Raw genomic sequence first — 23,087 nt, forward strand, 5'->3', positions numbered from 1 at the left:
GATTTCAATGCCGGCTACGAGGATCGACGGAAAGGCTATTGCGGCGAAGCTGCGCGAGGATGTGGCGGCGGAAGTGGCGCGATTGAAGCGCGATCACGATCTGACGCCCGGCCTTGCCGTGGTGCTGATCGGCAACGATCCGGCGAGCGAAGTCTATGTCGGCAGCAAGACCAAGCAGACGGTGGCTGCGGGCATGGCGTCCTTCGAGCACAAGCTTGCCGCCGACACGCCGCAGGCCCAGGTGCTGGCCTTGATCGCGCGGTTGAACCGCGATCCCGCCGTGCATGGCATTCTGGTGCAATTGCCGCTCCCAAAGGGGCTCGATGCGACCATCATCGTCAACGCCATCGATCCGGCCAAGGATGTCGATGGGCTGCATCCGGTCAACGCCGGGCGGCTGGCGAGCGGTCTGCCGGCGCTGACGCCTTGCACGCCGCTCGGCTGCATCATTCTCGCCAAGACCGTGCACGCCTCGCTTGAGGGCATGAATGCCATCGTGCTCGGGCGCTCGAATCTGGTCGGCCGTCCGCTGGTGCAGTTGCTGCTCAACGAGAACGCGACCGTGACGATCGCGCATTCGCGCACGCGCAATCTGCCCGCGCTGTGCCGTCAGGCAGATCTGGTGTTTGCCGCGGTCGGACGGCCGGAGATGGTGAAGGGCGACTGGATCAAGCCGGGCGCGACGGTGATCGATGTCGGTATCAATCGCCTGCCGGGCGAGGGCGGCAAGAGTCGTCTTGTTGGTGATGTCGCCTATGCCGAGGCAATGGAGGTTGCGGGCGCGGTGACGCCGGTGCCGGGTGGCGTCGGGCAGATGACGGTTGCCTGCCTGCTCGTCAACACGGTGCGCGCGGCATGCGCGATCAAAGGTCTCTCCGCGCCGAGCGTGTAGCTCTTGGATTGAAGTCTAAGACCTTCGTCATTGCGAGGAGCGTTTGCGACGAAGCAATCCAGAGGACTGGATTGCTTCGCTTGCAATGACGGAGGCGTTACAGCCGTTCCTTATTTTCCCTTGGCGCGCTCGATACCTTCGAGGATGAGGCTCTGCGCCTCTTCCGCGCCGCCCCAGCGCAGCACCTTGACCCACTTGCCGGGCTCGAGATCCTTGTAGTGCTCGAAGAAGTGCTGGATCTGCTCGAGCGTGATTTCCGGCAGGTCGCTGTAGGTCTGGATGCGGTTGTAGCGCTTGGTCAGCCGGCGCACCGGCACCGCGACGATCTTCTCATCGCCGCCCGCCTCGTCTTCCATCAGAAGGACGCCGACCGGCCGCACGGCCATCACGGCGCCCGGCACGATCGCACGGGTGTTGGTGATGACGACGTCGCACGGATCACCGTCCTGCGACAGCGTATGCGGGATGAAACCGTAATTGCCGGGGTAGCGCATTGCCGTATGCAGGAAGCGGTCGACCACCAGCGTGCCTGCGGTCTTGTCGAGCTCGTACTTGATCGGCTCGCCCCCGATCGGGACTTCGATGATAACATTGACTTCGTACGGCGGGTTCGCCCCGACCGAGATGGCGTCGATATTCATGGATAGCCTTGAAGTTTGGATTTTGGCGGAAGTTTTAGGAATAAAGGCCGCAACTGCGGCACCTGATGCGCGCTGTTTAATCGCTTTTACCAGCGAGGGGAATGCCGGTGGAATCACAAGCCGCTCAATCCGGCACTATTTGATGAGGCCGGTTGCGCAAGTCCTGTCAGGCTGTCGCAGCCGTCAGGCGCCCCAGGCGAAAGCCACCTTGTCGAGCGCCTTCGGTCCGAACTGCTCGGAGGAACGCGCCACCATGCGGCCGCCAAGGCTCTGGTAGAAGCCGACCGCCGGATCGTTGTCCGACAGCGCCCAGATCACCATGCTCTTCAGCCCGCTCTGCATCAGGTCACGCCGTGCGGCTGCGAACAGCCGGCGGCCGAAGCCGAGGCCCTGGAACTCCGGGCGCAGATACAGTTCGTAGATTTCGCCGTCGAAATGCAGGCTGCGGGCGCGGTTGCGGCCGTAATTGGCATAGCCTGCGATCCGGTCGCCGAACGAGAGCACGCTGATGCGGCTGCCCTTGCGGATGGCGCCGTTCCACCACTGCGCGCCGCGGCGGTTGATGAGCTTTTCCAGCTCCGGGCCCGGAATAATACCCTGATAGGCCGAGCGCCACGCCTCGTCATGGGTGGCAGCAATCTCGGAGGCGTCGGCTGTCCGGGCCGGTCGGACTTCGATTAGGATCGTGCTCATGACACAATCAAAGCAACTCGCCGGGCGCTCGACAAGGTCTATCGTTAATTATCGGTTAAAATGTGGGGTTTTTGCATCACGCCTCCCGCCGCCGTCCTGAAACGGGACATCTTTTGAAGTCGCGCGATCAAAGGGTTGCAAAATGGCGCACCCGGATAAGAGCGCGAGCGTTTGCCGCATCCCGCGCGAACGCCGCACGCTATTTGCCGAGCACTTCGCGAGCCGCACGTGCCCCGCTGTCGCGCGCACCATGGGCGGTCGAGAAGAAGTGCGACGACGTCGCTTCGCCGGCAAAGAACAGCCGCCCGTCGACGGGTGCTGCGAGAATGGCGCGATCGCCGGCGTGTCCCGGCAGTGCATGCGAGTAGGAGCCGCGCGCGAAAGTGTCGTGCGCCCAGCGCGATGATGATAGCGGCGTGAGGCGTTTTCGAAAATCATTGCCGAGCAGGCCCGCGATTTCCTCGATTGCCGCTTGCGCCAGCGCGCCTTCACCCGCGTCTTCCAGTTCGCGCGCGTACGTGCCTGCAAAGTAGCCTTCGATGCACGCCATGCCCTGCGGCCGCAGATGATAAGCGCCGGTCTTCACCGTGTGGCTGCGCCCGCGCAGATTGCCGTCGGGTGGCAGATCATCCGGTCGCTCCAGTGCGAGCATCACCTTGTCGGCAAGGCCGTGCGGCAGACCCGCAGCGGCGTTCACTTTGTCGGGAAGTGCAGGCGTAAAGCCGATCGTTTCGCTCGCGATGAGGTCGGTGGGAATCGTGACGATCGTCTTGTCCGCGGTGAGCGTGCCGCGCGACGTTTCAAGTCGCAGCCGCGGGCCGGAATGATCGATCAACGTCACGCGGGTGTTGAATGCGACATCGCAGGTCGTGCCGTAAGCCGTGACAAGCGCGCCATAGCCTTTCGCCACGCGCCAGTTGATCTCGGTGTCTTCATAGGCCGCCATGTCATGCACCGAGGCTTGATCGAGTTCGCAGCCGTTGATGTAGGTCGAGACCGCATCGATCTGCGCATTCCAGCGATTGCCTGGCTCGAGGAAATCGCTCGCGGCGCGGTCGGGCTCATCGGTCGCGGCGAGTGCGCGGTCGAAAAAATCGTCAAGCGCTGTGAAGAATTCGTCGCGCTCGGTTTGCGGAAAGGCGATGTCGAACGTCTGCTGCCGCCACGGCGGGCGTTCGGTGTTGATCACGAAGCCGAGCTCGCGTGCGATCGGCACGAAGGAGTTTTTATTGGCCGAGTGCAGCCAGCCGCAGCCGACGTCGAAGATCACGCCATTGGCGAGCGTTCGCGTGAAAGCGCGGCCGCCAAGGCGGTCGCGTGCTTCGAGCACGAGAACCGACAACCCATGGTCACGCAAGGCGTGAGCCGCGCCAAGACCTGCCGCTCCCGCGCCGATGATCGCGACATCGATGTGAGAGGGGAGGGACATACGAGCCATCAAGGATGATTACAGGCTGGAATTATATAGGCCGTCATTGCGCGGAGCCACAGCGACGAAGCGATCCAGTCCAGGCTGTTACTGCTCTTGATTGATTCGCTTCGCTCGCAATGACGAAAGTGTGAAGCACACTCAAAACAAAAATACCCGGCACAAAGGCCGGGCATTTGGAAATTGTTTGAGGGATGCAGGCGATCAGCTCGCGAGCGCTTCCTTGGCCTTCTCGGCGCGCTTGCGCTCGTTCGGGTCAAGGTGGCGCTTGCGCAGCCGGATCGACTTCGGCGTAATTTCCACCAGCTCGTCGTCCTCGATATAGGACAGCGCCTTTTCCAGCGTCATCTTGATTGGCGGCGTGAGACGCACAGCCTCGTCCTTCGAGGTGGTGCGGATGTTGGTGAGCTGCTTGCCCTTGAGCACGTTGATCTCAAGATCGTTCTCGCGGGTATGCTCGCCGACGATCATGCCGCGATAGACGCGCCAGCCGGGCTCGATCATCATCGGGCCGCGGTCTTCCAGCTTCCACATCGCATAGGCAACGGCTTCGCCCTGATCGTTCGAGATCAACACACCGTTGCGGCGGCCGGCAATCTCGCCCTTGTAGGCGGCATAGCCGTGGAACAGGCGGTTCATGATCGCGGTGCCGCGGGTGTCGGTGAGCAGTTCGCTCTGGTAGCCGATCAGGCCGCGGGTCGGCGCGTAGAACACGAGCCGCAGGCGATTGCCGCCGGACGGCTTCATCTCGATCATCTCGGCTCTGCGCTCGCTCATCTTCTGCACGACGATGCCGGAGAATTCCTCATCGACGTCGATCACGACTTCCTCGATCGGCTCCTGAGGCTGGCCGTTCTCGCTCTTGGTCAGCACCACGCGCGGGCGCGACACGGCAAGCTCAAAGCCTTCGCGGCGCATGTTCTCGATCAGGATCGCGAGCTGCAATTCACCGCGGCCGGAGACTTCCATCGAGTCCTTGTCGGCGGCTTCCACCACGCGCAGCGCGACATTGCCCTCGGCCTCGCGCAACAGACGGTCGCGGATCAGACGGCTCGTCACCTTATCGCCTTCGGTACCGGCGATCGGCGAATTGTTGACCATGAAGGTCATCGACACGGTCGGCGGGTCTATCGGCTGCGCCTGCAGCGGAAGATCGACAGCAGGATCGCAGAAGGTGTCGGCAACGGTGCCCTTGGTGAGACCGGCGATGGCGACGATATCGCCAGCTTCCGCGAGCTCGATCGGTTGCCGCTCGATGCCGCGGAACGCGAGGATCTTCGAGATGCGTCCGGTCTCGACGACTTTGCCGTCGCGGGAGAGTACCTTCACCGACTGGTTCGGCTTCACCGAGCCCGAGGCGATGCGGCCGGTGATGATGCGGCCGAGATAGGGGTTGGCTTCGAGAATGGTGCCGAGCAGACGGAACGGGCCTGCCTCGACGACGGGCTGCGCGACGTGCTTCAGCACAAGCTCGAACAGCGGCTTCATGCCATTGGTGTTGTCGTCCTCGCTCGTGCCCATCCAGCCGTTCTTGCCGGAGCCGTAGAGGATCGGGAAATCGAGCTGCTCGTCGGTTGCATCGAGCGCGGCGAACAGGTCGAACACTTCGTTGAGAACTTCGGTGACGCGCGCGTCGGGGCGGTCGACCTTGTTGATGGCGACGATCGGCTTGAGGCCAAGCTTGAGTGCCTTGCCGACCACGAACTTGGTTTGCGGCATCGGGCCTTCGGCGGCGTCGACCAGCACGATCACGCCGTCGACCATCGAGAGGATGCGCTCGACCTCGCCACCGAAATCGGCGTGGCCGGGCGTGTCGACGATGTTGATCTGGGTGTCGCCCCAGTGCACCGAGGTGCACTTGGCAAGAATGGTGATGCCGCGCTCTTTTTCGATGTCGTTCGAGTCCATCACGCGCTCGGTGATGCGCTGGTTCTCGCGGTAGGTGCCTGCCTGCTGGAGCAACTTGTCCACCAGCGTGGTTTTGCCATGGTCGACGTGCGCGATGATCGCGATATTACGCAGGTTCATAAATGTATCCTGGGCCGCCGTGGCGGCGTTCAAGCGGGCGGCCAGATCGCGGCCCGAAAAAGAGGTGCCCGGCTCTTGATCGAACCGGGCACGCGCTGCGGCGCAATATAGTCACGGATGCCTCAAAAACAACGAATAATTCGAGGAGATCGGCCCCTGCTGCGAAAAAACCTTAACGTGCCCGGGGCCCGGCCGGACGCCATGGCCCCGAAACCTAAGCCACCTGGGCGGGGCTTGGCGGCCGCCCGGTCCATGTCTTCTCCGGCAGGTTGATGAGGAACATCTTCCGGTCGGCGACTGCGTTATGGAACTGTTCCAGGGCGATGCTGAACGCCGTCAGCGAGCCTTCCTCGATGATGCCATCCTCGAAGCAGTGCAGGGTGTCACGCATGATGACATCGGCCTCCGCCTGCATGGCGTCGAGTTCCTCGATGGAATCGCTGGTGCGCGCGGCGGTGAGCATTTCAAGAAGCCGCTCGCGCAGCCCCGAATTGGTGACGCGCTCGTCCCGGTGAATGTGGCCGGAGAACCAGGCGCCGAGCGAGCCTGCCACCGACAGCAGCATGATGATGCCCCAGATGTAATCGCTGTATTTGTCGAGGAAGCTGCGTTCCTCGCCGTCCACGAAGGCTGCCGCGCCGGGGTGGGCGGGGATGGCCGCATCCTTGTCGGTGTCGGGCGTCTCGATCTTGGCCGATTGCGGGAACTCATTGAGGATCGCCTGCCGCGCGCCGAACAATTGCCGGGCAAAGGTCGCGACCTTTGTATCGGAGAGCGAGCGTCTCGCCGCGAAGTAATGGCCGACAGTAATCGTGGAGAGGGTCGCGTTCGGCCGCGGCGGCGAGGTGTTGAAGGTGCCCGCGGGAATCTCGCCGGAATCGTAGGGCGCGTATTTCTGCGCAATCGCTTCCGCAGTCTCGAGCGAGAGGAAGCGCGGCTCAATGCCCGGGCGTGAGGTGGCCGCAATCGCTTCTGCGGTGATGCGGCTGTTGAGCGGGCCGACCGCCATATAGGCGTCGAGCTTGGTCGCACGCAGCGCCTCCGAGATGCCCGCTGTCGGGAACTGGGAGACGGTCACGCTGTCAGGCGCGACGCCCGATTGATCTAGGATGACGTGCAGCAGATTGACGTTCGCCTTTGTGCGGCCGACCACGCCGATGGTCTTGCCGGCAAGCTGTTTGATGCTGGTGATCTTCGGCTTCTTGCCGGCGTCGTTCGGCACCCAGATCACGACGAAGTTTTTGCGCAGATAGGCGACCATGCCCGCATTCTTCGGCAGGTCGACGTCGCCGCGCACGATCGCGAGATCGATCTTGCCCTGCGCGAGGTCGGCGGCACTCTCGGCCGCGCCCTCGGTGATCACCGGGCGCAGGCGGATCGCCGCGCGGTCGCGCGAAAAGGCCTGGCTCAGGGCTTGAACGACCTTGACGTCATCGCTGTTCGGCGGCCCGACGGCGATGTGCAGCGTCACCGGCCGCAGCATGTAATAGGTGATGCCGCCGGCAACGGCGAACAGCGCAAGGATCGCAGCGATCACCATCAGAAGCGCGCGCTCACGCCGGCGCGTCCGCGCCGACGATATCCCGTGGGATTGTGAGGCTGGCTGCGTCGAAAGATCGTTTCTTGCCATACTCCACCGCAGGGCCGCCGCCCGCTGCCCGGACTGGGCAGCACGGATTGCGAAGATTATCGTACCAGACATTGCGGCGGAATGCCGCCGGAACCGGGATGTTGGTTAGCGGGCCCGCAGGCCGGTTCGGTGCGTTCAGATACGCAAAGGAACTTTGGGAGGAGAGGACGATGGGCGATCTGCTTTCAGACGAGGCACGACGTGCAGCGTTGGTGGAGCTTCCAGGCTGGCGCGAGGCCGATGGCGGCAAGGCGTTCACCCGGACGTTCACCTTCCGCAACTTCAACGAAGCCTTCGGTTTCATGACCCGCGCGGCGCTTGTGGCGGAAAAGAACGATCACCATCCGGACTGGCGCAATGTCTACAAGACCGTCGAGGTGAACCTTTCGACCCATGACGCAGGTGGTATCACCGCGCGCGACGTCGCGCTCGCCAAAAAAATGAACGAGATCGCGGCCCGGTTCGGCATCTAGTGTGGTGGAGTTCTGCGGCGGATTTGCTGCTTGTGGGAGGCGGACTGCTTTCCCATGTAATTCTGGCAAGCGGAACCAGAACGGGAGTGGCGCAACAGAGCCATGACGCAGACCGAACACAGCATCGATCTCGACACCAAGGCGCTGGTGAACGATCCCGAGCGCCTGCGTGAGAGCTTCTGGATCAAGCTGAAGCGGGTCGCCGCGAAAGTGCCGTTCGCGGAGGATCTGCTGGCGGCCTATTACTGCGCGTTCGACCGCGAGACGCCGCGCCATGTCCAGGTGGCGCTTCTCGGCGCCATCGCCTATTTCGTGCTGCCGCTCGATTTCATGCCGGACGTCCTGCCGGTGCTTGGCTTCACTGACGATGCCGCGGTGCTTGCGACCGCGATCCGGCTCGTTTCGAGCCACATCACCTCCGATCACCGCCAGGCTGCGCATGCCGCGCTTCATCGCGGAATCGCGGAGGATGAGGCGTAAATCCGCCAGCCCCAAAAGCGGCACATTGCTGCGGTTTGGCTGATCGGCGGAATCAGTGCAAACTCCTGCCAATCTTCGTCGATTCCTGTTTTTCGGTAAGGCCGGCGCGGGCACCCCGCCCGTTATGGCCGATCAAAGAGGTTCTTCATGATCTTGCGGATGCGGGCACCTGTGATCGCAATGGCGCTCATCGGATGGATGACCATGCCTGTCTCGGCGCAAACCCAGTCTCCCAAGGCCAAGGCGGCCCCAAAGGCGGCCCCGGCAAAATCCGGCAAGGCTGCGCCGGCCGCGAAGTCGAATGCCAAGCCCGCGTCGCCGAAGCTGGCGGCGGGTGGTGCGGAACCCACTCTTGTCGGCCAGTACGCGAACTGGGGCGCCTATGTCGCGGCTCCGGGCGGCAAGAAGGTGTGCTTCGCCCTCGCCAAGCCCTCGTCGTCCAAAACCAATCCACCGAACCGCCCGCGCGATCCCGCCTATGTGTTCGTCTCGACCCGGCCCGCCGAGAAGGTGACGAACGAGGTATCGGTCATGATGGGCTACCCGCTCAAGTCCGGCGCGGATGGCTCGTTCGCGATCGGCAGCGCGAATTATGCGATGTATGCCCAAGGCGACGGGCTCTGGATCAAGAATGCCGCCGAGGAGGATCGCCTGATCGATGCGATGCGCAAGGGCGCGGACGCGACCGTCAAGGCCACCTCGTCAAAAGGCACCGAGACCACCGACGTGTTCTCGCTGAAGGGGCTGTCCCAGGCGCTCGATAAGGTCGCGCAGGAGTGCAAGCGCTAGCCTAGGGCGTCATTGTGAGGAGCGTGAGCTTCGAGGCAATCCTGTCGGGTGAGGGGCGGTCTGGATTGCGTCGCTATCGCTCGCAATGACGAAAATCCTAGGTTTTGGGCTCGATTCACGGAATCTGCGCCTTTCCACGGCGGTGTGAAAAGCCTATTTGAAGCGCCATGAACCCCACGATGACGCCAGCGGAGGCGCGCACCGAAGCGCCCCTCGAGAAGATCGCGCAAGAGGTCTATGTCGCGCCCGAGAAGCCCTCGCTGATCGGCCTGTCGCGCGATGAGCTGATGGCGCGGCTGGGCGAGCTTGGCGTCGCCGACAAGCAGCGCAAGATGCGCGCCCAGCAACTCTGGCACTGGATGTATGTGCGCGGTGCGCGCTCCTTCGAGGAGATGTCGAACGTCTCGAAGGATATGCGCGCGCAACTCGCGGCGCATTTCACTGTGGATCGCCCCGAGGTTGTCGCCGAGCAGGTCTCGAACGACGGCACGCGCAAATGGCTGCTGCGGATGCCGGGTGACGGCGTCGGCCGCGCGCATGAGGTCGAGTGCGTCTACATTCCTGAAACCGATCGCGGCACGCTGTGCGTGTCCTCTCAGGTCGGCTGCACACTCAACTGTTCGTTCTGCCACACCGGCACGCAGCGCCTCGTGCGCAATCTCACCGCGGGCGAGATCGTCGGCCAGGTGATGGTGGCACGTGACCGGCTGAACGATTGGGTCGATCGCGAAACGCCAAACGGCAATCGTCTCGTCACCAACGTGGTGATGATGGGCATGGGCGAGCCGCTCTACAATTTCGATGCGGTGCGCGATGCGCTGAAGATCATGTCGGATGGCGAGGGCATCGGCCTGTCGCGACGGCGGATCACGTTGTCGACCTCTGGCGTGGTGCCGAACATCGCGCGGATCGGGGAAGAGACCGGCGTGATGCTCGCGATCTCGCTGCATGCGGTGCGCGACGAGTTGCGCAACGAACTGGTGCCGCTCAATCGCAAATATCCCATCGCGCAGCTTCTTGATGCGTGCCGCAATTATCCCGGCGCATCGAACGCGCGCCGCATCACGTTCGAGTATGTGATGCTGAAGGGCGTCAACGATTCGCTCGACGATGCGAAACTGCTGGTGAAGCTGCTCAAGGGTATTCCCGCCAAGATCAATCTCATTCCGTTCAATCCGTGGCCGGGCTCGGTCTACGAATGCTCGGACTGGGAGCAGATCGAACAGTTCTCCGAATACGTCTTCAACGCAGGCTATTCCTCGCCGGTGCGCACGCCGCGCGGCCGCGACATTCTTGCGGCGTGCGGACAGTTGAAATCGGAAACCGAGAAATTGTCGGTGCGCGAGCGCGACGCGCTGCGCGCGATGGCGATGACGGATTGAACGGCGGACGTTTGATCATCGGCGATCCGTTCGGCGAGCACGATAGATTCCCTCTCCCCCATAGCTCGTCGAAGACGAGCGGGAGAGGGTAGGGGTGAGGAGCTTTAAGTGTCTCGATTGATATCTAGGCCCCCTCACCCGCCGCGCTTTGCGCGTCGACCTCTCCCCAACGGGGAGAGGTGAAAGAATGTCGCAATGACAGAGTATTTTTTAGAGTAGTTGTCATATGCCCCTGATCGGACGGTTGTTCGCGACTTTTTTCGGCTTCCTGGCGGCCTGCTTCGTCGCCGGTGCAGTGGTGGCGTTCGCGCTGGTGTTTCCCGAAATGCAGCTCGAGACGCTGGAGATCGACAGCAGCGTGCTTGAGGTGGTGATCGGCATCGGCTTCGTGCTGCTCAGCGGTTTTGCGCTGCTGCCGGCGCTGATCGCGATCCTGCTGACGGAAGCCTTCTCGATCCGGCATATCCTTGCCTATGCCGTGTTCGGCGGTCTCGCGGGGCTTGGCTGCTACCTCGCCTTCGTCCCGTTCGATACCGTGACGATGACGTTTGAGGGCATCGTGCGCCGGCATCTCGAAGTCATGGTCGGCGCCGGTATTCTTGGCGGTGTGGTGTACTGGCTGATCGCGGGGCGCGGCGCTGGTGGGTGGCGGAGCGAACCGCCGCGACCCTGACGGGGCGGCTTTGCAGAATTGGGCGCTTCGGCTACACAGCCGCCATGAACCGCACCGGCCTTCTCATTGCACTCGGGTTGACGCTCGTTTTCGTGGGCGCGTTTGTTGTCTGCCCTGACCTCGACATGAGGATCGCAGCGTATTTCTACGATGCGGGCACCCGGCATTTTCCGATGTCGGAGGTGACGTGGGCGACGATCGCGCGCCGCGGCGCGATGTGGGTGGCATGGGCGTTCGTGCTGCCGTCCATCATTGCGGTGGTGGTGAAGCTGTTTCGCCCGATCAATCCGCTGATGATCCGCGGCCGCACGGCGCTGTTTCTGCTCTCGACCATCCTACTCTCGGCGGTGTTTCTGTCGAACGTGGCGTTCAAGAGCCATTGGGGCCGGCCGCGGCCGGTGCATGTGGTGGAGTTCAACGGCAAGGATCAGTTCGTGCCGTGGTGGGATTGGCGCGGCACCTGTCCGAAGAACTGCTCGTTCTTCTCCGGTGAGGGAGCGACCGCGTTCTGGACCTACGCTCCGGCGGCGCTCGCACCTCCGCAATGGCGTCCGCTTGCCTACGTCGGCGCCACCGCGTTCGGCCTCGCCACCGGCGGCCTGCGGATGGCTTTCGGCGGGCATTTCGCGAGCGATGTGATCGTCTCGGGTCTCGTGTCGTTTCTGGTGGTCTGGCTCGTCTATGCTTTGATCTATCGCTGGCCGCGGACGAAGCTGACGGACGAGGATGTCGATGCCTGGCTGACGCGCCTGGCCTGGCCGGGCTATCGATGGCGGCAGAAGAAGCTGTGGGGCCTTGAGGTCGGGCCCTCGCCGCATATCAGGCCGGGAGAGAAAACCGGAAGCCAGACGTCGTCATCCTGAGCCGCTATTTGCGCCGGGGCGACCAGAAAAGCCGTTGTCGGCGGCCTTCCCATCATCCCGCAATCTTTCTATAGACAACTGATCTGATCCCGGCGGCGGCGTGATCCAATCCGTCAGTCGCCAATCAACGCGTTCCGTCCGCTGCGCGATTTGTCGTCGCGCATCCAACCCGCCAAACGAAATTGCCTGAATGGACGTTCGATGAGTACGATTCTGAAGAGCCTTCCCAAAGGAGAAAATGTCGGCATCGCTTTCTCGGGCGGGCTTGATACCAGCGCGGCACTGCTGTGGATGAAGCAGAAGGGCGCGCGCGTCTTCGCCTATACCGCCAATCTCGGCCAACCCGACGAAGCCGACTACGACGAGATTCCACGTAAAGCGCTCGAATTCGGCGCCGAGAAGGCGCGCCTCGTGGATTGCCGCACGCAACTGGTTCACGAAGGCATCGCCGCGATTCAATCGGGTGCCTTCCACGTCTCGACCGGCGGCATCGCCTACTTCAACACCACGCCGCTCGGCCGTGCCGTGACTGGCACGATGCTGGTCTCGGCGATGAAGGAAGACGGCGTCAACATCTGGGGCGACGGCTCGACCTACAAAGGCAACGACATCGAGCGGTTCTATCGCTACGGGCTGCTGACCAATCCGGAGCTGCGGATCTACAAGCCCTGGCTTGACCAGCAGTTCATCGACGAACTGGGCGGCCGCGCGGAAATGTCGGCGTTCATGACCGCCCACGGTTTTGCTTACAAGATGAGCGCCGAGAAGGCGTATTCGACCGACAGCAATATCCTCGGCGCCACGCATGAGGCCAAGGATCTCGAACACCTCGACAGCGGCATCAAGATCGTCAACCCGATCATGGGTGTGCCGTTCTGGCGCGACGATTGCGCCGTGAAGGCCGAAAAGGTTTCGGTGCGTTTCGAGGAAGGTCAGCCCGTTGCGCTGAACGGCCAGACCTTCACCGATCCGGTCGCGCTGTTCCTCGAGGCCAATACCATCGGCGGCCGGCACGGCCTTGGCATGAGCGACCAGATCGAGAACCGCATCATCGAGGCGAAGAGCCGCGGCATCTATGAGGCGCCGGCCATGGCGCTGCTTCACATCGCCTATGAACGTCTCGTCACCGGCATCCACAACGAAGACACCATCGAGCAATACCGGATCAGCGGCATGCGTCTCGGCCGTTTGCTCTATCAGGGGCGCTGGTTCGATTCCCAAGCCTTGATGCTGCGCGAAACGGCGCAGCGTTGGGTGGCGCGCGCGATCACCGGCGAGGTGACGTTAGAGCTGCGCCGCGGCAATGACTACTCGATCCTCAACACCGAGAGCCCGAATCTGACTTATGCGCCGGAGCGGCTCAGCATGGAGAAGGTTGAGGATGCAGCGTTCACGCCGGGCGATCGCATCGGCCAGTTGACCATGCGCAACCTCGATATTTCCGATACGCGCCGCAAGCTCAATCTCTACACGCAGACGGGCCTGCTGTCGGCCGAGCAGGGCTCTCACATTCCCCGGCTCGATAACGACAAGAGCTGAGATGCATCAGGCCAACTCAAGCGGAGGCTAAGGCTTAAGCGGCCTACCAAGGATCGTCATGCGCGAGCTTGACCCGCGCATCCATCTTCAAGAAATCGTTTTTAGTGATGGATCACCGGGTTAAGCCCGGTGATGACAATCGTAATTGCTGAGAGATCACCCGCGATCTCGCCTTACGCTGTGATGCGCAAACAAAAACGGCCGGGACATTGTCCCGGCCGTTTTCATTTTAAATGCGTGTGGCCTCAGCGCGGGGCGGCGTTGGCCTCGCCGCCATTGAGCAGTGGCGTAATGTTACGCACCGTGACGCGGCGGTTGCGGCGCTCCGCTCCGTCGGTTGCAACCTTGAGGTACTGCTCGCCATAGCCTTGCGAGGTCAGGTTCTCCGGCGGCACGCCGAACTGCTGGGTGAGCAATTCCGCTGCCGATTCCGCGCGACGGTCCGACAGCGACAGATTGTCGACGTCGGAGCCCACCGCATCGGTGTGGCCCTCGATCAGGAACACCGTCTGCGGGTTGCGCTGGATCGCGCGGTTCATGCCGTCGGCGATCACCTGCAGCTTCGCAGCCTGATCCGGCGGAATGTCCCACGAACCGGTCTCGAAGTTGATGGTGTCGAGATCGATGCTCGGCATGCGCTGGCGCACCGAGGGGCTGTAGCGGATTTCATCGAGCGAATAAGGCCGCTCGAGGCGATCCACCGGCGGGGCGATCAATGTATCGTAGATCAGATCCGGCGGCGCGCCGTCGGCCTCGACGATGTAGCGGTTCTGCGGAATGCGCAGTGTCGGAGGCGGCAGCGAGACGAAGTAGCCGCCGATCGCACCCGCGACCACACCGGCAGCAACGCCCGCGCCGAAGCCCGGTCCGCCGTGCCGCCTGTTGTCGATGATGATCACCTCGCGTCCGTCCGGGCCACGGCGGCTGCGCCGCAGCAGGCCGCCGCGCTCGTCGTTGATGGTGATGATCTGCGAACCGTCGGGCCGCACCACGACGGTGCGCGTTTCGTTGCCGTGCTTGTCGACGCGCACGTCACGCGCGCCATAGCGGAAGCGATCCACATCGTTGTGCCGGATGAACGACTGACCGTTCGGATCGCGCACGATCACGCGGCCCGGCTCGGTGATGATGGTGCGTCCGCCTTCAGTGCGCTCCTGACGCTTGCCGCGGAAGTCGTCGATCTTCCCACGGTGCGAGGTCGCGTCCCGGGCCGGCAATGGCGTGGTTGCAGTCGGTGCAGGCGGCGGCGGCAAGGGTGCGGCGACGGGCGCCTGTGCCGGGGCAGCCGGCGTACCGGCGGGCATGCCGGGCGGTGGGCCGCGCCGCTCGGTGCGCGGGCTGGTGGCGCCGGGGGCTGCAGGTGCGGTCGGTGCTGCGTTGGGAGCAGCGTTTGGTGCCGCACCCGGTGCTGCATTAGGAGCGGGAGGTGTGGCGCCCGGCGCAGCCTTCGGTGCAGCCGCGGGCGCGCCATTCGGGGGCGTCTGGGTGGTGGGCGGTGGAGCGCCACCGGGCCGTGCATTCGGCGCCGGAGCGTTCGGGGCGGCGGCCGGAGGCGTTGGTGCCGGGGCCTTGGTGCCGGGCGGTGTTGCCGGTGCACGTTGCGGCGTCACATCACGCGCACCCGGTGCAATCGGCTGGGCGCTCGGCGAACGCTGAGGAGCGGCCGGAGGCTCGGCACCCTTTGGAGCGCCGGCAGGGGGAGTCGGCCGGGCAGGCGCGCCGGGCGGCTGAGCCTGCGGCGGTGTGCCAGGGCGCGGCGGTGTTGCGCCGTGGGGTGCACCGGCCGGCGGCGCAGGGCGTGCCGCAGGAGGCTGCGGAGGAGCGGCCTTCGGTGCTGCAGGCGGTGCCGCTTTCGGAGGCGCTGGAGGAGCCGCCTTGGGTGCCATCGGCGGCGGAGCAGCCTTCGGGGCCATCGGCGGAGGAGCAGCTTTCGGCGCCATTGGCGGCGGCGCTTTCGGACGGGCCTTGTCCTGCTGCGCCTTCTGCTGATCGGGTGTGGCTTGCGCCATCAGGAATGAAGCGGGCTCGGCGTTGGCAAATTGCGAAAAGGAAAATGCAGCGGTCGCGAGCAATATCAATCTCAGTTTCTTCATGTCGTTTCCTGGTGGTTGAGCCATCGGGTGATTCTGTAACGCAGGAGAATGCTACGTCATGGAACAATGGACTGATAATGGTGAGGCGGGAGTGTGGCAGCGCTCCTTGAGAAGCGAATTATTTTGCCGCGAAAAACGAATCGCGAGCGTGAATATTCATTCATCGCTCGCGTGAGCGCACGCTGTATCGCATCGGTTGCAGACACAACGATGTCATGGCGTTTGGTCATGCAATGGGGGTGGTGAGGAAGGTCCGGGCGGTCCGCGATCGGGAAGTTCGTCAGGCGTCGAGCCCGGTAGTTCTTGCGGTGTCGGTGGATTTCCCGGCTCCTTCATCGGCGGTGGTATATCCGGTCGCGGATTCCCGGGCGGGTCCTCGCGCGGCGGCGTGGTCGGCGTTCCGGGCGTCGGTGGCGGCACTTCCGGTGGGTCGCGTTGCGGCGCGCGCGGCTCTGTCGCCATTCGAATCTCCCTTGAATCTGCTCGAACAACTAATGTGACCGTAGTGTGTTCCGCAGACGGGCGTGAAACGGTGCTATCGTCTGCACGCGTTGGTGCTGTGAGACCATGCATCACGTTCAATCGCGGGGGAGATTCAATGCCGCTTGCTTACTGGTGCGTGCTGGTGGCCGCGCTGCTGCCGATTTTCTGGGCCGGTTACGCGAAGGCGGGCGGCCGCGTGGACAATCACTGCCCGCGTGAATCGATCGACAGCCTGCCGCCGCAATATCGGCGTGCCTATGCTGCACACACCAATGCTTACGAGAATTTTCCGTTCTTCGCCGCCGCCGTGATCATCGCGGTGACGCAAGGCGTGCCGCTTGCGACGATCAACACGCTCGCGGCCGCCTACCTCGCACTGCGCGTGGTGCACGGCATTCTGTATGTCGGGAATCTTTCGACCGCGCGCTCGATCGTCTACGGTCTTGCGCTGCTCGCCAACATCGCGATCTTCGTGCTGCCGGCGTTCGGCTGAGTGACGAGGCGCGTCAGACCTGCCGCTCGACCAGCTTGCGCTTGAGATCGGCAATCGCCTTGGAGGGATTCAATCCCTTCGGGCACGCCTTGGTGCAGTTCATGATGGTGTGGCAGCGATAAAGCCGGAACGGGTCCTCGAGATTGTCGAGCCGCTCGCCGGTTGCTTCGTCGCGCGAATCCTTCACCCAGCGATCGGCGGCAAGCAGCGCGGCCGGGCCCAGGAAGCGATCGCTATTCCACCAGTAGCTCGGGCATGAGGTCGAGCAGCAGGCGCACAGGATGCATTCGTAGAGGCCGTCGAGTTCGCGGCGCTCCTCGATCGACTGCCGCCATTCCTTCTGCGGCGTCGCAGTCGTGGTGTGCAGCCACGGCTCGATCGAAGCGTACTGCGCATAGAAGTTGGTGAGGTCGGGGACGAGATCCTTCACCACCGGCTGATGCGGCAGTGGCCGGATCGTGATCGGCCCGCTCGCGACGTCACTTGCTGCGCAGGTGCAGGCAAGCGTGTTCTGGCCGTCGATGTTCATCGCGCAGGAGCCGCAGACGCCTTCGCGGCAGGAGCGGCGGAAGGTCAGCGTCGGATCGATGTGATTCTTGATCCAGATCAGTCCATCGAGGATCATCGGGCCGCAATCGGCGGTGTTGACGTAATAGGTGTCGATGCGCGGGTTCTGGTTGTCGTCGGGCGACCAGCGATAGATGTGATATTCGCGCGTCTCGGTGGCGCCTTCGGGCTTCGGCCATGTCTTGCCGCTCGAGATGGTGGAGTTTTTCGGCAGCGCGAATTCAACCATGACGGAAAGCCTTCTGTCTCCTGTATGTCGCTGCCGGATCGCTCCGGCCGCCCATCGCGGGATGGATGCGCGGAGGGCCGCGCATGACGATTTAGCTTGTCAGTACACGCGCGCCTTCGGCGGGATGTACTGAATGTCGTTGGTCATCGTGTAGCTGTGCACCGGGCGGTAATCGATCGTGGTGTTGGCCTTGGGGTCGATCCACGCCAGCGTGTGCTTCATCCAGTTCTTGTCGTCGCGCTCCGGGAAATCCTCGCGCGCATGCGCGCCGCGGCTCTCGGTGCGGTTGACAGCGGATTCCATCGTCACCACCGCCTGAATGATGAGGTTGTCGAATTCGAGAGTCTCGACGAGATCGGTGTTCCAGATCAGCGAGCGGTCGGTGACGCTGATGTCGGTGAGTCCGCTGTGGACCTTGTGGATCAGGTCCTTGCCCTCGTGCAGCACTTCGCCGGTGCGGAACACCGCGCAGTTGTTCTGCATCACGCGCTGCATGGAATCGCGCAGCTTTGCGGTCGGCGTGCCGCCGGAGGCGTAACGGAAGTGGTCGAGACGGGCGAGGGCCTTCTCGGCGGAATCGGCGGGCAACTCCGGCTGCTTGCCGTTCGGCGTGAGCTTCTCGGCGCAGCGCAGCGCCGCCGAGCGGCCGAACACGACGAGATCGATCAGCGAGTTCGAGCCGAGGCGGTTCGCGCCATGCACGGAGACGCAGGCGGCTTCGCCGACCGCCATCAGGCCGGGCACCACGGCGTCGTCGTCGCCGCGCTTCTTCACAACCACTTCGCCGTGGAAGTTGGTCGGGATGCCGCCCATGTTGTAGTGCACCGTCGGCAGCACCGGGATCGGTTCGCGGGTGACGTCGACGCCTGCGAAAATGCGCGCCGATTCCGAGATGCCCGGCAACCGGTCGTGCAGCACTGCCGGATCGAGATGATCGAGGTGCAGGAACATATGGTCCTTGCGCTTGCCGACACCGCGGCCTTCGCGAATCTCGATGGTCATCGCACGCGAGACGACGTCGCGCGAGGCGAGGTCCTTGGCGGAGGGCGCATAGCGCTCCATGAAGCGTTCGCCCTCGGCATTGACGAGATAGCCGCCTTCGCCGCGTGCGCCTTCGGTGATGAGGCAGCCTGCGGGAAAGATGCCGGTCGGATGGAATTGCACGAACTCCATGTCCTGCAGCGGCAGACCCGCGCGTAGCACCATGCCGCCGCCGTCGCCGGTGCAGGTGTGTGCCGAGGTGCAGGAGAGATAGGCGCGGCCATAGCCGCCAGTTGCGAGAATGGTGGTCTGGGCGCGGAAACGATGCAGCGTGCCGTCGTCGAGCTTGAGCGCGATCGCGCCGCGGCAGACGCCCTGATCGTCCATGATGAGATCGATGGCGAAGAACTCGATGAAGAACTCCGCCGAGTGGCGCACCGCCTGGCCATACATCGTATGCAGCATGGCGTGGCCGGTGCGGTCGGCAGCGGCGCAGGTGCGTTGCGCCTGGCCCTTGCCGTAGTCGCGGGTCATGCCGCCGAACGGGCGCTGGAAGATCTTGCCGTCTTCGGTGCGGGAGAACGGCACGCCCCAATGCTCGAGTTCGTAGACGGCTTCGGGTGCGTTGCGCACCATGTATTCGATGCAGTCCTGATCGCCGAGCCAGTCCGACCCCTTCACGGTGTCGTACATGTGCCAGCGCCAGTCATCCGGATGCATGTTGCCGAGCGAAGCGGAGATGCCGCCCTGCGCCGCGACAGTGTGCGAGCGGGTCGGAAACACCTTTGTGATGCAGGCCGTGCGCAAACCCGCTTCCGAGCAGCCGACCACGGCGCGCAAGCCCGCACCGCCCGCGCCGACCACGACGACATCGTAGGTGTGGTCCTCGATCGGATAGGCGGGCCCTGCCGCAGCCTTGCCGTTGGATGCCATCGCTTAACTCCCGACCGACAGCTTGAAGATCGCGTAGATCGAGGCGAGCCCGACAGCGAACGAGAAGAAATTATTGGCGAGGATCGCGGAGATCTTGGCCGCTTCGCTGTGCACGTAATCCTCGATCACGACCTGCACGCCGATCTTCATGTGCACGCAGCCGGCGATGATGAAGAGCGTGAGGAGGATGGCGACGACAGGTGAGCCGAGAAGCGCCTGCGCCGAGGCCTGATCGCGCCCGACCAGCATGATGACGATCACCGCGACCGGGATCATCAGCAGCGCCATCGCAACCGCGGTGAGGCGCTGGCGGAAGAAATCGGAGGTGCCGCCATGAGCCGCGCCGAGGCGGCGCACATTGGCGAGCGGCGTGCGCATCGAAACGTTTTTGTCGGTGCGGGAACTCATCGGCCGGCTCCGAAGTAACAGGCGATCGCCCATACGGCGATGGTGGCGAGCACGCCGCCGATGAGAGCGCCGCGGGTCATGCCCTCACGCGGGCCGGGCGCATAGCCGTGGCCGGTGTCCCAGACGAGATAGCGAAGCCCGCTCAGCGCATGATGCATCAGTGACCAGGTGAACCCGAAGATAGCGATGCGGCCGATCCAGCTCGTCGCGAAGGCCTCGAAGCAGGCATAGGCCGCCGGGCTCGAGGCGGTGGCGATCAGCCCCCATGCCATCAGCAGCGTGCCGCCATAGAGCGCGATCCCCGTGGCGCGGTGGATGAGCGACATCGCCATCGTCAGCGTCCACCGATAGGTCAGGAAGGGCGAAAGCGGACGGTCAGTCTGTGGAGCCATCGGCAATTTTTCGACACTTGCAGCGAAGGATGTTCTTCGCGTCCGGGGTTAGAGAATTTCTATTTACGAAGAGCAAAGAATGAGCGCAACGCGAAACTAGTATAATGTGAAATTCTAATTCAGAACTTAAGAGTGCCTATTTTCTATGTATTTCATATGCCAGCGTCGATTTTCAGGCGTTAGAAATGATATTTGATTCATATCATAGCGGACGCCGTTCGGTTTGTACTTCGCCAGCGCGAAATACGGTGTTTTAGGTCGGTGAGGCGGCATTTCCGGCTGCACGATGAGTCGCTTCCGGGAAAACATCCCGCACAAGGGAAGGTGATTGGTGAGATGCACCTGCGCTTTCTACAACCCAAAGCATATTGCTGCGCGGCGAGCGCAGAGCTGCCCTGCCAACAAGGTCCGCGCGAATTCGCTGCGGCCCGGAAGGCAGGCGTGGCATTTTAGCGTAAGCGTGTCCGATCAGACTCGGCGCGAATCGCGAGTCGGAGATCGGGGGACGAGAATATGGCGGCGTTGAATATGGGCGAGCTCATTGAGCTCGTGGCGCTCCTTTTGCTCGTCGGCGCGATCGCGGGATTCTTTGCCGGCTTGTTCGGCATCGGCGGCGGTGCCGTTCTGGTGCCGGTGCTGTACGAATGCTTTCGTGTCGCCGGCGTGCCGCTCGAGGCGCGCATGCCGCTCTGCATCGGCACATCGCTTGCGATCATCATTCCGACCGCGATCCGATCCTATCGCTCACATCTGGCGCGCGGCAGCGTCGATCGTGAGGTGCTGCGGCGATGGGCGATTCCCATTCTTGTGGGCGTGATCGGTGGCTCGCTGATTGCGCGCTACGCCCCCGAGCGCGTGTTCAAGTATGTGTTCGTCGTCGTCGCCTGGTCGGCTGCGGCACGCCTGCTGTTCGGCAAGGACACCTGGCGATTCGGCAATGACCTGCCGAAGAATCCGCTGATGGCGATCTACGGCTTCATTGTCGGGCTGCTCTCGACGCTGATGGGAATCGGCGGCGGGGTGTTCTCGAATCTTCTGATGACGTTCTACGGCCGGCCGATCCATCAATCGATTGCGACTTCGGCGGGGCTTGCCGTGTTGATCTCGCTGCCCGGCGCGATCGGCTACGTCTATGCCGGCTGGCCGGTGCATGAGCGCTTTCCGGATGTGCTCGCGCTGCAAATGCCGTTCGCGCTCGGCTATGTATCAGTAATCGGCGCGCTGTTGGTGATACCGGCAAGCCTTCTGGTGGCGCCGTTCGGCGTGCGTGTTGCGCATGCGATGTCGAAGCGTGCGCTGGAAATCTCGTTCGCAATCTATCTGCTGACGATGGGTGCCCGCTTCGTGGTCGCCCTCGTCTATGCGTGAACGCCACTGCGTAACGGCGGCCGGTGAGCGAGGCTATTTCGCGCCGGTGTAGAGCGTGGCGTAGGTGTCGCGCAGAATGTTCTTCTGCACCTTGCCCATGGTGTTGCGCGGCAGTTCATTGATGAACAGCACGCGCTTCGGCAGCTTGAACTTCGCAAGCCGCCCGTCGAGCGCGTGCAGGATGGCGGCTTCGTCGAGCTTCGCCGTCTTGTCCGGCACCACGACGGCGGTCACGCCTTCGCCGAAATCGGCATGCGGCACGCCGATCACCGCGCTTTCGACAACGCCGGGAATGGCGTCGATCTCGCTCTCGATCTCTTTCGGATAGACGTTGAAGCCGCCCGAAATGACGAGGTCCTTGCCGCGGCCGATGATGTGAACGTAGCCGCGCGGATCGATCTTGCCGAGGTCGCCGGTGATGAAGAAGCCATCCTCGCGGAATTCGGTCTTGGTTTTCTCCGGCATCCGCCAGTAGCCCTTGAACACGTTCGGGCCTTTGACTTCCAGCATGCCGATCTCGTCGCGGGCGAGTTCGCGTCCGGTCTCGGGGTCGGTCACGCGCATGGTGACACCGGGCAACGGGAAGCCGACCGCGCCGGGCACGCGATCGCCATCGTAGGGGTTCGACGTGCTCATGTTGGTTTCGGTCATGCCGTAACGCTCGAGCACGGCGTGGCCGGTACGGGCCGACCACTCACGATGCGTCTCGGCGAGAAGCGGCGCGGAGCCGGAAATGAACAGCCGCATGTGCGAGGCCGCTTCTTTCGTCAGTCGCGGGTTCTGCAGCAGCCGGACGTAGAAAGTCGGCACGCCCATCAGCACGGTCGAACGCGGCATCAGATCGATGATGCGGTCGGTGTCGAGCTTCTTCAGGAAGATCATCGTGGCGCCGGAGAACAGGCAGACGTTGATCGCCACGAACAGCCCGTGGGTGTGATAGATCGGCAGCGCGTGGATCAGCACATCCTTGTCGGTGAAGTGCCAGATCTCGACCAGCGACAGCGAGTTGGACGCGAGGTTGTCGTGGGTCAGCATCGCGCCCTTCGAGCGACCGGTGGTGCCCGAGGTATAGAGGATCGCGGCGAGATCCGAGCCCTCGCGCTGGACGGTTGTGAAACTGTCGGCGCTTTTGGTGGCGCCGTCTGCGAGCGAACCGCGGCCTTCGCTGTCGAGCGTCTCGACGCGCGCACCGATCGGCTGCGCGATCTTGGCGATGCCTTCCGCCTTGGACGGGTCGCAGACGATCAGCGCCGGTTCGGCGTCGCCGAAAAAGTAGTCGAGCTCGTTGAGCGTGTAGGCGGTGTTGAGCGGGAGGAAGATCGCGCCCGCGCGCACGGTCGCGAGATAGAGCATCACCGCGGCGGTTGATTTCTCCACCTGTACCGCGACACGATCGCCGGTCTTGACGCCGCAGGCCGTGAGATAATTCGCATAGCGCGCCGCCTGCGCGTCGAGTTCGCGATAGCTGATCGGCGTGCCGCCATCGGGCTCGATCGCCGTCTTGAGCGGCTCCTTCATATCGTTGAACAGGCGGGCGTAGAGATTGGCGTTGGCGGGCGTTGGCTTGGCGGGCGTTGTCATGGGCTGATCCAGCATCAAAGGTGTTTTGGCTTTACCAAAGCCGCGCC

The 23,087-nt window shown here is 63.3% G+C and carries 21 protein-coding genes; 10 read left to right on the forward strand and 11 right to left on the reverse strand.

The window, feature by feature from the left end; translation table 11 throughout:
• Nucleotides 1–7: 7 nt before the first annotated feature.
• The gene (gene folD / locus OCA5_RS01080) at nt 8–892 is read left to right on the forward strand and encodes a bifunctional methylenetetrahydrofolate dehydrogenase/methenyltetrahydrofolate cyclohydrolase FolD (protein ID WP_012561489.1); all 885 of its coding nucleotides are present in this window, start codon (nt 8–10) and stop codon (nt 890–892) included.
• A gap of 110 nt (nt 893–1,002) precedes the next feature.
• On the opposite strand, the gene ppa is transcribed toward folD, so the two are convergent.
• From ppa to OCA5_RS01105, 5 genes are all read right to left on the reverse strand, one after another.
• Entirely contained in the window at nt 1,003–1,533 is a 531-nt protein-coding gene (ppa, locus tag OCA5_RS01085; protein WP_012561488.1) for an inorganic diphosphatase, read from the reverse strand.
• 183 nt (nt 1,534–1,716) lie between these two features.
• Nucleotides 1,717–2,226, reverse strand: a complete 510-nt coding sequence (locus tag OCA5_RS01090; protein WP_012561487.1) for a GNAT family N-acetyltransferase — start codon at nt 2,224–2,226, stop codon at nt 1,717–1,719.
• A gap of 199 nt (nt 2,227–2,425) precedes the next feature.
• A complete protein-coding gene (locus OCA5_RS01095) occupies nt 2,426–3,655 on the reverse strand; it encodes a flavin monoamine oxidase family protein (RefSeq protein ID WP_012561486.1) in 1,230 nt (409 codons plus the stop codon).
• A gap of 204 nt (nt 3,656–3,859) precedes the next feature.
• The gene (typA, locus tag OCA5_RS01100) at nt 3,860–5,683 is read right to left on the reverse strand and encodes a translational GTPase TypA (protein WP_012561485.1); all 1,824 of its coding nucleotides are present in this window, start codon (nt 5,681–5,683) and stop codon (nt 3,860–3,862) included.
• A 214-nt stretch (nt 5,684–5,897) separates the two neighbouring features.
• Nucleotides 5,898–7,313 (reverse strand): TAXI family TRAP transporter solute-binding subunit, encoded by a 1,416-nt coding sequence (locus OCA5_RS01105; RefSeq protein WP_013912738.1) that lies wholly within the window; start codon nt 7,311–7,313, stop codon nt 5,898–5,900.
• Between the two features lie 170 nt (nt 7,314–7,483).
• On the opposite strand from OCA5_RS01105, the gene OCA5_RS01110 reads away from it, so the two are divergent.
• The 7 genes from OCA5_RS01110 (at nt 7,484) to argG (ending at nt 13,512) form a co-directional block, all read left to right on the forward strand.
• On the forward strand, nt 7,484–7,786 hold the full coding sequence (locus tag OCA5_RS01110) for a 4a-hydroxytetrahydrobiopterin dehydratase (protein WP_012561483.1): 303 nt from the start codon (nt 7,484–7,486) through the stop codon (nt 7,784–7,786).
• 102 nt (nt 7,787–7,888) lie between these two features.
• Nucleotides 7,889–8,266 (forward strand): YkvA family protein, encoded by a 378-nt coding sequence (locus OCA5_RS01115; protein WP_012561482.1) that lies wholly within the window; start codon nt 7,889–7,891, stop codon nt 8,264–8,266.
• A gap of 159 nt (nt 8,267–8,425) precedes the next feature.
• The gene (locus OCA5_RS01120) at nt 8,426–9,055 is read left to right on the forward strand and encodes an invasion associated locus B family protein (RefSeq protein WP_042200925.1); all 630 of its coding nucleotides are present in this window, start codon (nt 8,426–8,428) and stop codon (nt 9,053–9,055) included.
• A gap of 167 nt (nt 9,056–9,222) precedes the next feature.
• The gene (gene rlmN, locus OCA5_RS01125) at nt 9,223–10,437 is read left to right on the forward strand and encodes a dual-specificity RNA methyltransferase RlmN (RefSeq protein ID WP_012561478.1); all 1,215 of its coding nucleotides are present in this window, start codon (nt 9,223–9,225) and stop codon (nt 10,435–10,437) included.
• Nucleotides 10,438–10,663: 226 nt separating this feature from the next.
• Nucleotides 10,664–11,110, forward strand: coding sequence for a hypothetical protein (locus OCA5_RS01130; protein WP_012561477.1), 447 nt, complete (start codon nt 10,664–10,666; stop codon nt 11,108–11,110).
• A 44-nt stretch (nt 11,111–11,154) separates the two neighbouring features.
• A complete protein-coding gene (locus tag OCA5_RS01135) occupies nt 11,155–11,973 on the forward strand; it encodes a phosphatase PAP2 family protein (RefSeq protein ID WP_013912740.1) in 819 nt (272 codons plus the stop codon).
• Nucleotides 11,974–12,174: 201 nt separating this feature from the next.
• A complete protein-coding gene (argG, locus tag OCA5_RS01140) occupies nt 12,175–13,512 on the forward strand; it encodes an argininosuccinate synthase (RefSeq protein ID WP_012561474.1) in 1,338 nt (445 codons plus the stop codon).
• 245 nt (nt 13,513–13,757) lie between these two features.
• On the opposite strand, the gene OCA5_RS19395 is transcribed toward argG, so the two are convergent.
• Nucleotides 13,758–15,605, reverse strand: coding sequence for an OmpA family protein (locus OCA5_RS19395; RefSeq protein ID WP_244396128.1), 1,848 nt, complete (start codon nt 15,603–15,605; stop codon nt 13,758–13,760).
• A 598-nt stretch (nt 15,606–16,203) separates the two neighbouring features.
• On the opposite strand from OCA5_RS19395, the gene OCA5_RS01155 reads away from it, so the two are divergent.
• Nucleotides 16,204–16,581, forward strand: a complete 378-nt coding sequence (locus OCA5_RS01155) for an MAPEG family protein (protein WP_012561471.1) — start codon at nt 16,204–16,206, stop codon at nt 16,579–16,581.
• A 13-nt stretch (nt 16,582–16,594) separates the two neighbouring features.
• Here the strand turns inward: OCA5_RS01155 and OCA5_RS01160 are convergent, their stop codons facing one another.
• The 4 genes from OCA5_RS01160 to sdhC form a co-directional block, all read right to left on the reverse strand.
• On the reverse strand, nt 16,595–17,377 hold the full coding sequence (locus tag OCA5_RS01160; RefSeq protein ID WP_012561470.1) for a succinate dehydrogenase iron-sulfur subunit: 783 nt from the start codon (nt 17,375–17,377) through the stop codon (nt 16,595–16,597).
• Between the two features lie 99 nt (nt 17,378–17,476).
• On the reverse strand, nt 17,477–19,291 hold the full coding sequence (gene sdhA, locus OCA5_RS01165; RefSeq protein WP_012561469.1) for a succinate dehydrogenase flavoprotein subunit: 1,815 nt from the start codon (nt 19,289–19,291) through the stop codon (nt 17,477–17,479).
• 3 nt (nt 19,292–19,294) lie between these two features.
• Nucleotides 19,295–19,699 carry a succinate dehydrogenase, hydrophobic membrane anchor protein gene (gene sdhD / locus OCA5_RS01170; protein ID WP_012561468.1) on the reverse strand — a complete coding sequence of 135 codons (405 nt, stop codon included), beginning with the start codon at nt 19,697–19,699 and terminating at the stop codon, nt 19,295–19,297.
• Nucleotides 19,696–20,091, reverse strand: coding sequence for a succinate dehydrogenase, cytochrome b556 subunit (gene sdhC, locus OCA5_RS01175; RefSeq protein WP_012561467.1), 396 nt, complete (start codon nt 20,089–20,091; stop codon nt 19,696–19,698). The genes sdhD and sdhC overlap by 4 nt, the downstream gene beginning before the upstream one ends.
• 513 nt (nt 20,092–20,604) lie before the next feature.
• On the opposite strand from sdhC, the gene OCA5_RS01180 reads away from it, so the two are divergent.
• Nucleotides 20,605–21,459: a sulfite exporter TauE/SafE family protein gene (locus tag OCA5_RS01180; RefSeq protein WP_012561466.1), complete on the forward strand. Its 855-nt coding sequence runs from the start codon at nt 20,605–20,607 to the stop codon at nt 21,457–21,459.
• Between the two features lie 33 nt (nt 21,460–21,492).
• Here the strand turns inward: OCA5_RS01180 and OCA5_RS01185 are convergent, their stop codons facing one another.
• Nucleotides 21,493–23,040 (reverse strand): malonate--CoA ligase, encoded by a 1,548-nt coding sequence (locus OCA5_RS01185; protein ID WP_013912743.1) that lies wholly within the window; start codon nt 23,038–23,040, stop codon nt 21,493–21,495.
• Nucleotides 23,041–23,087: the final 47 nt, after the last annotated feature.

This window comes from Afipia carboxidovorans OM5 (genome assembly GCF_000218565.1).
GTDB classification, from domain to species: domain Bacteria; phylum Pseudomonadota; class Alphaproteobacteria; order Rhizobiales; family Xanthobacteraceae; genus Afipia; species Afipia carboxidovorans.

Excerpts from the sequence above, each read along its gene's own strand:
- folD (WP_012561489.1), top strand. The coding sequence starts at position 8 with ATGCCGGCTACGAGGATCGACGGAAAGGCTATTGCGGCGAAGCTGCGC.
- ppa (WP_012561488.1), bottom strand. The coding sequence starts at position 1,533 with ATGAATATCGACGCCATCTCGGTCGGGGCGAACCCGCCGTACGAAGTC.
- OCA5_RS01090 (WP_012561487.1), bottom strand. The coding sequence starts at position 2,226 with ATGAGCACGATCCTAATCGAAGTCCGACCGGCCCGGACAGCCGACGCC.
- OCA5_RS01095 (WP_012561486.1), bottom strand. The coding sequence starts at position 3,655 with ATGTCCCTCCCCTCTCACATCGATGTCGCGATCATCGGCGCGGGAGCG.
- typA (WP_012561485.1), bottom strand. The coding sequence starts at position 5,683 with ATGAACCTGCGTAATATCGCGATCATCGCGCACGTCGACCATGGCAAA.
- OCA5_RS01105 (WP_013912738.1), bottom strand. The coding sequence starts at position 7,313 with ATGGCAAGAAACGATCTTTCGACGCAGCCAGCCTCACAATCCCACGGG.
- OCA5_RS01110 (WP_012561483.1), top strand. The coding sequence starts at position 7,484 with ATGGGCGATCTGCTTTCAGACGAGGCACGACGTGCAGCGTTGGTGGAG.
- OCA5_RS01115 (WP_012561482.1), top strand. The coding sequence starts at position 7,889 with ATGACGCAGACCGAACACAGCATCGATCTCGACACCAAGGCGCTGGTG.
- OCA5_RS01120 (WP_042200925.1), top strand. The coding sequence starts at position 8,426 with ATGCGGGCACCTGTGATCGCAATGGCGCTCATCGGATGGATGACCATG.
- rlmN (WP_012561478.1), top strand. The coding sequence starts at position 9,223 with ATGAACCCCACGATGACGCCAGCGGAGGCGCGCACCGAAGCGCCCCTC.
- OCA5_RS01130 (WP_012561477.1), top strand. The coding sequence starts at position 10,664 with ATGCCCCTGATCGGACGGTTGTTCGCGACTTTTTTCGGCTTCCTGGCG.
- OCA5_RS01135 (WP_013912740.1), top strand. The coding sequence starts at position 11,155 with ATGAACCGCACCGGCCTTCTCATTGCACTCGGGTTGACGCTCGTTTTC.
- argG (WP_012561474.1), top strand. The coding sequence starts at position 12,175 with ATGAGTACGATTCTGAAGAGCCTTCCCAAAGGAGAAAATGTCGGCATC.
- OCA5_RS19395 (WP_244396128.1), bottom strand. The coding sequence starts at position 15,605 with ATGAAGAAACTGAGATTGATATTGCTCGCGACCGCTGCATTTTCCTTT.
- OCA5_RS01155 (WP_012561471.1), top strand. The coding sequence starts at position 16,204 with ATGCCGCTTGCTTACTGGTGCGTGCTGGTGGCCGCGCTGCTGCCGATT.
- OCA5_RS01160 (WP_012561470.1), bottom strand. The coding sequence starts at position 17,377 with ATGGTTGAATTCGCGCTGCCGAAAAACTCCACCATCTCGAGCGGCAAG.
- sdhA (WP_012561469.1), bottom strand. The coding sequence starts at position 19,291 with ATGGCATCCAACGGCAAGGCTGCGGCAGGGCCCGCCTATCCGATCGAG.
- sdhD (WP_012561468.1), bottom strand. The coding sequence starts at position 19,699 with ATGAGTTCCCGCACCGACAAAAACGTTTCGATGCGCACGCCGCTCGCC.
- sdhC (WP_012561467.1), bottom strand. The coding sequence starts at position 20,091 with ATGGCTCCACAGACTGACCGTCCGCTTTCGCCCTTCCTGACCTATCGG.
- OCA5_RS01180 (WP_012561466.1), top strand. The coding sequence starts at position 20,605 with ATGGCGGCGTTGAATATGGGCGAGCTCATTGAGCTCGTGGCGCTCCTT.
- OCA5_RS01185 (WP_013912743.1), bottom strand. The coding sequence starts at position 23,040 with ATGACAACGCCCGCCAAGCCAACGCCCGCCAACGCCAATCTCTACGCC.